The organism is Rhizorhabdus sp. (assembly GCF_018006725.1).
In the GTDB taxonomy this organism is placed as follows: domain Bacteria; phylum Pseudomonadota; class Alphaproteobacteria; order Sphingomonadales; family Sphingomonadaceae; genus Rhizorhabdus.
Map to the genome: position 1 here is coordinate 1 of NZ_JAGMXV010000264.1, position 5835 is coordinate 5835.

The following is a 5835-nucleotide window of genomic DNA, read 5'->3' on the forward strand; positions in this document are numbered from 1 at the left end:
GTATTGATCTCGCCATTGTGCGCGATGAAGCGATAGGGGTGGGCCAGCTTCCAGCTGGGGAAAGTGTTGGTCGAGAAGCGCTGGTGCACCAGCGCGATCGCCGAGGTCGTCAGCGGATCCGACAGATCCTTGTAGAAGCTGCCAACCTGGCCCGCGAGCAGCAGCCCCTTGTACACAACGGTCCGGCTCGAGAAGGACGGCATGTAGAGGTCGGTAAGCTCGGGCAGGCCGTGCTTCTCGGCCAGCTTCGCAAGCGGATTCTGAGTCTGCTTGCGGATTACGAGCAGTTTGCGCTCGAACGCATCCTGATCGGGGCAGTTGGCGCCACGGCCGACGATCGCCTGACGAATGACGGGCATCTCGTCGAGGACCGCCTGACCAAGACCGGCAGTGTCGACAGGCACGTCGCGCCAGCCGACCAGCGTCTGGCCTTCCTTGGCGATGAACTTCTCGAAATTCGACACGGCAAAATCGCGCGCCGCCGCATCGCGGGGCAGGAAGCACATCGCGACGGCATAGTCGCCGGGCTGGGGCAGTGTGACGCCCGCACCGGCTGCCCAGCCGCGCAGCAGCGCATCGGGTATCTGAATCAGAATCCCGGCGCCGTCGCCCAGCAAGGGGTCCGCGCCCACCGCGCCGCGATGATCGATCTTGAGCAGAATCTCCAGGCCGCGCTGCACGACTTCGTTGGATTTGATGCCACGAATATTCGCGATGAAGCCGACGCCGCACGCGTCGTGCTCGTTGCGGGAATCGTACAAACCCTGGTTCTGCGGATAGCTCATCCGGCGATCTAGCTCCCCCATATGGCCCGGTACCGACCGGCCCTTCGGAAGCGGTGCCTATACAGCGATGCGCCCGTGAAGGAACCCTTCAAAAAGACGGGGGCCTGCAATCTGATCTATCAAAGGGGCGGTTCACCGCGTATTTTAGTTGCAAATGCACCAAAGTACGGCTGCCGTGCTGGAGTCCGTACTTAACCGGATGTCGCCATGACGCCGCCGGGAGCAGTTTCCCTAGCGTCCGACGATGGAGGCCCCTATGAAGAATCTGCTGTTGCTGGTGCATGACGACGATGGCCAGGAGGCCCGGCTGCAAGCGGCGCTCGATCTCGCGCGGGCGTTCGACGGCCATCTCAACTGCGTCGATGTGGCAATTCTTCCGGTGCTCGATACCGATCCCTGGTCGGGTGGCGCAGGCACTGCGATGCTGCTGACCGAGGAAAAAGCGCGCGAAGCCGCCAATCGTACCGAGATCGAGAGGCGCCTGACGCAGGAAGGCGTCGCATGGACCTGGTTCGAGGCAACCGGAGAGATAGCTCCATGCCTCGCGAAAGCCGCTGCGCTGAACGATCTCATCATTCTCAATCGGAGGCTCGATGGGCTGCCGATCCCCGATATGCACGCCGCCACGGCGGAACTGGTGGTGAAAAGCGGCAAGCCCGTCCTTGCGGTACCCGAGAAAATGCGGGGTCTGTCCGTTGCAGGGCGGGCATTGGTTGCCTGGGACGGTTCGACCGAAGCCGAGCGCGCCTTGTGCGCTGCCGTTCCGCTGCTCGCCAAGGCCAGCCATGTGCAGGTGCTGGAAATAGAGGATGGTTCGACGGTGGGGTCGGCGAGCGACGCTGCAACCTATTTGTCGCGCCATGGTATCCATGTCGTCGTCCGTGCGGAAAAGGGGGCGAGCCGGAGCGTGGCGGAAACCCTGCTTGCGGGAATCGCCGCAGATCGAAGCGACTATCTCGTGATGGGGGCCTATGGCCATTCGCGTTTCGCCGAGGCGATCTTCGGCGGGGTGACGAAGCGTCTGCTCGACGAAAGCCCCGTTCCGCTGTTCCTGGTGCACTGAGCTGATGATGGCAGGTAAAAGACCCGCTCCAGCGATAGGCCGCAGGAGGGCGATGGCATGAGCGGCGGGGTCGAGGTCGTCTTTCATGGGGCGGCCGGGACGGTCACCGGCTCCTGCGCGGAACTGCGCTGGGCGGGGCGGCGTCTCCTGGTCGACTGCGGACTTTTTCAGGGATCGCGAAGCCTCGAGAGGATGAATGCCGAGCCATTCGCCTTTCCGCCCAAGGCGATCGATGCCGTGCTGCTTACCCATGCACATATTGACCACAGCGGCCTGCTCCCCCGGCTGGTGGGAGATAGGTTTGCGGGCCCGATCTGCTGTACACCGCCGACGGCTGAACTTCTGTCGTTCATGCTGGCCGATTCTGCTCGACTGCAGGAGGGGGAGGCGATGCGCCGCAACCGCCGCCGCGACCGGGCCGACGAGGAGCCGGTCGAGCCGCTCTACACGCTTCGCGATGCCGAGCGGGCGGCTGCGGCCACGCGAACAAGTGATGTCGGCCAATGGTTCGAGCCCGTGCCGGATGTCCCTGCCCGTTTCTGGAATGCGGGGCACATCCTCGGTTCGGCGTCCATCGAGATCGAGATGGGCGGCGCAAGACTGCTTTTCTCGGGCGATATCGGTCCCGTCGTAACGAATCTCGAACCGCCTGCTGCGGGCCCGTCCGGGGTCGACTTTCTCTTCTGCGAGTCGACCTATGGCGACCGCGACAAGGAGGAGATGAGCGCGGCCGTCCGACGCGAGCGGCTGGGTGCTGAAGTCGTCGAGGCAGGACGCCAGGGCGGCAATCTCGTCATACCCGTCTTCGCGATCGAGCGCGCGCAGGAGATTCTCGCCGATCTTGCTTTGCTCTATGAATCAGGAAGTATTGCCCCGCGGCCGACCTTTCTCGACTCTCCGCTGGCAATCCGCGCAACCGAGCTCTTCGGTCGCCAGCACCTGCCAGGTACGCGCGACGGCGCGTTATTTCGTCATCCGGCCTTCCACTATGTCGAGGACACGGTGGAGTCGATGCGGCTCAACCATGTCAGTGGCGCCGTGATCCTGGCCGGGTCAGGGATGTGCGAAGGGGGACGGATTCGTCACCATCTGCTCCACAATCTCGGACGCTCTGATTCCACCGTGCTGTTCGTCGGCTATCAGGCGCGCGGGACGCTCGGTCGGACCATTGTCGACGGGGCTTCGCGCGTTCGCATCTCGGGCCGCGACGTCGCCGTCCGGGCCAGGGTCGCCAGGATCGAGGCCTATTCCGCCCATGCCGACCGCCGCGATCTGTTGCGCTGGATCGCCAAGCGGGAGCCGGTCAACGGCGCGGTGTTCCTCTGGCATGGCGAGAGCGAAGCGCTGGAGGCACTGCGCAAGGCTACGGAAGCGCGGCATGAGGTCGTGGTGCCGGCCATTGGCGAAAGCTATCTGCTCGACCCTGCCACAGGGGCGCATAGGCTGAAGACCGGCGATCCTGCCGTGGCAGCGATTCTGAGCGGAGACTGGCAGAACGACTATGCCGATCTTGCCGTCAATCTGAAGCGGGATATCCAGCGTATCGAGGGCGAGGCGGCCAGACGCGAGGCGCTGCGACAGATGCGGCACATACTCGACCATTTTGCCCGGCAGCATCCCGGATCAGGGCACGACCGTTCCGATGGCAAGAAAAATGGCTACCGCTCCCGCCACAAGGCCGCTTCCCGCTAGCCAGGCGGCGGTAGATCGGCCGGATCGACCCGCGAGGCTGAGTGTAATGCCCGTCTTGAGCAGCGTGTTGGCAATGACCGGCCCAGCCAGTATTGCGGCCGCCAGCGGCGAGGCGATCGTGTCGCGGGGGACGCCCGACAAGGTCATGATAGCGGCATCCACGTCTGCCAGTCCGGTTAGCAACAGGACGACGGAAAAGCCGAGATTGCCGAAGCTGGCGAGGGCCCATTTGCTGACAAGGATCATGACCGCGACCAGCGCGGCCAGTCCCAGGGCGATGTGGATGTCTAGCGGGTTGCCTGTCTTTGTCTCGACCGCGCTCCCGTGCGCGCGGGCGGCCTTCATCATTCGCAGCGTCGGTAACAGAAGCAGCATGAAGGCCGGTATGAGCACCGCCGCAATCCATGGTGCAACGGGGGTAACGAGTACCGCCGTAAGAAAGATGACACGCGCATACATGACGCCGCCTGCCAGCAGAATGGCCGAAGACAGCGCGCCATGTGCCTCGGGCTCGGTTGACATGCGCCGGGCGCAGGCGGTCGTGACGGCGGTCGAGGATACGAGTGCTCCCAGCAATGCCGTCATCATTATCCCCTGTGCCGGATTGCTCCGCCTGCTCGCGACATAGCCCGCGAAGGACAAGCCGGAGACGAGCACCACCACCAGCCACAGCTTGTGCGGGTTCCAGGCATCGAGCGGGCCCATAGGGCGGTCGGGCAACAGCGGAAGGATCACGAGGGCGATGATCGCAAAGCGGGCGGCTGCGCGCATCTCGGCGCTGGTCATGCCCTTCAGCAGGCCATGAAGGGGTTCGCGGGCAGACAGAAGCGCCGTCACTACGGCGGCCGCAGCGACGGCCTCGGTCGCATGGCCGGTCGTCGCGAGGAAGCCCAGAGCGAAGGTCAGCTGCGCGACGATTGCCCCGGTCGCGCTCAGTCCGCTCGCGCCGGCGCTGCGCCGCCAATAGCCGATGACGAGCAGCATTGCAGTCCCCGCAGCCATCGCGATCGCGAGCGGAACGGGCATGAGCCCGGCGACGCCGCCCGCCAGGCCAAGCAGACCATGCGTGCGCAGCCCAGCCACGCGCGTGCCGGTGGGGGCAGATCGGCTCGTCCAGCCGCGCTGAAGGCCGATGAGAAGTCCTGCCGCGAGCGCCTGACCGAGCGCGATCAGCATCGAAAAGGGGAGAGAGGCCATGATACTCCGATGCTGTCGTCCTGCCGGCTTCCGAGAAGACGGGCGAGGATCAGCTTTGCCGCTGGGCAGCTATTGGGCGATAGGTATAAATACGAATATCATCTCAAATATTGGAGGGGCGCAAGCCCGCTATACTGTTGTAACGGCGGAGCGAGATGGGGCATTGCCCAGATGGAGCAATGCGGCGAATTGTCGGAAGGTCATCCGGGGCGGGGGTGACGCTCGGACGTGGGGGCTTACGCGTTTGACTGGGGCGTATCGAAGATTGTTGCGGGGCATCCTCGCCGGACTGGCGGGGGTGGTCGTCCTTGCGATCGTGGCCTGGATGGGCCGGCTACCGGCGCTCGTCGACGGTGGAAATATCCTGCTTCTGCTCCCCATACTCGTTGCGGCGCTGGTTGGGGGCGTCTTGCCCGCGATCGTCACCAGCCTCTTCGTCGTGCTGCTTGCGGAAGGGGTTGAGGCCTTCTTCGGACCGACGATGTCGGGGGCGCCCGCTTTGCTCAGCATGGTGGCAGGGGCAGCGACGCTCATTTTGCTCGGCCATCTCGCCGACCGCGCAGCCGGTCGGTCGCGGCGGGCCGCCGGCCAGGCAAGCGACGAGCTGAACCTGCTCATCGACGGTGCCGCCGAATATGCGATCTACATGCTCGATCCGGAGGGCCGGGTCACGATCTGGAACAAGGGCGCGGAGCGTCTGAAGGGCTGGCTCGAGTCCGAAGCCGTCGGACGCCATTTCTCCGATTTTTACTCGGCCGATGCGGTCGCTGCAGGCAAGCCGCAAGCCGACCTCGATCGTGCCCGCAGCGAAGGACGTTTCCAGGAAGAGGATATGGCGACCCGCAAGGATGGATCGCAGTTCCTCGCCAATATTTCGCTGACGGCACTCTATGACGACAAGGGCAAGCTGCGCGGCTTCGGGCGGGTGATCCGCGACGTGACAGAGCAGCGCGCTGCGGAGCGCCAACTTCACCCACATTTCCCAAGTAAGGCGCTGATTTCGCTGTCCTGACCATTATATTTCCTATATAAAACATGGTGTTGAAGGCTGCGAGGGGCGCGTTTCATGGATCACCCAGAGGGTGCGGGCTTGCAACG

The 5835-nt window shown here is 64.2% G+C and carries 4 protein-coding genes and 1 pseudogene; 3 read left to right on the forward strand and 2 right to left on the reverse strand.

The window, feature by feature from the left end; translation table 11 throughout:
- Positions 1–785: pseudogene (locus KAY22_RS23270) on the reverse strand (glutamate synthase subunit alpha); the annotation flags it as partial.
- A gap of 256 nt (positions 786–1041) precedes the next feature.
- Here KAY22_RS23270 and KAY22_RS23275 point away from each other — a divergent pair.
- Together KAY22_RS23275 and KAY22_RS23280 are read left to right on the forward strand one after the other, a co-directional pair.
- Positions 1042–1848: a universal stress protein gene (locus tag KAY22_RS23275; protein ID WP_296625539.1), complete on the forward strand. Its 807-nt coding sequence runs from the start codon at positions 1042–1044 to the stop codon at positions 1846–1848.
- Between the two features lie 57 nt (positions 1849–1905).
- Positions 1906–3540 (forward strand): MBL fold metallo-hydrolase, encoded by a 1635-nt coding sequence (locus tag KAY22_RS23280; protein ID WP_296625540.1) that lies wholly within the window; start codon positions 1906–1908, stop codon positions 3538–3540.
- On the opposite strand, the gene KAY22_RS23285 is transcribed toward KAY22_RS23280, so the two are convergent.
- A complete protein-coding gene (locus tag KAY22_RS23285) occupies positions 3472–4737 on the reverse strand; it encodes an MgtC/SapB family protein (RefSeq protein WP_296625541.1) in 1266 nt (421 codons plus the stop codon). The genes KAY22_RS23280 and KAY22_RS23285 overlap by 69 nt on opposite strands.
- 268 nt (positions 4738–5005) lie before the next feature.
- Between KAY22_RS23285 and KAY22_RS23290 the strand changes: the two genes are divergently transcribed.
- Positions 5006–5749: a PAS domain S-box protein gene (locus KAY22_RS23290; RefSeq protein WP_296625542.1), complete on the forward strand. Its 744-nt coding sequence runs from the start codon at positions 5006–5008 to the stop codon at positions 5747–5749.
- Positions 5750–5835 lie beyond the last annotated feature (86 nt).